The following is a 254-nucleotide window of genomic DNA, read 5'->3' on the forward strand; positions in this document are numbered from 1 at the left end:
AACCGCCGCTTCGTGGCGGGCGAGCTGGACAACCAGAGCTTTGCCGAGATCGCCCGCGCCATGGGTGCCGAAGGCATCGTGGTGGACAAGCTGGAGGACGTGGGCCCGGCACTCAAGCGCGCCATCGACCTGCAGATGAACCACGGCAAGACCACCATCATCGAGATCATGTGCACCCGTGAGCTCGGCGACCCGTTCCGCCGCGATGCGCTGGCCAAGCCCGTGCGCATGCTCGACAAGTACAAGGACTACGT

At 65.0% G+C, this 254-nt stretch carries 1 protein-coding gene; it reads left to right on the forward strand.

Going from position 1 to position 254, the window contains the following annotated elements:
- A partial coding sequence (locus tag ACYP5B_RS15150; RefSeq protein ID WP_459570256.1) for a thiamine pyrophosphate-dependent enzyme occupies nucleotides 1-254 on the forward strand: 254 nt, incomplete at both ends.

Source organism: Cupriavidus sp. 8B (assembly GCF_054589115.1).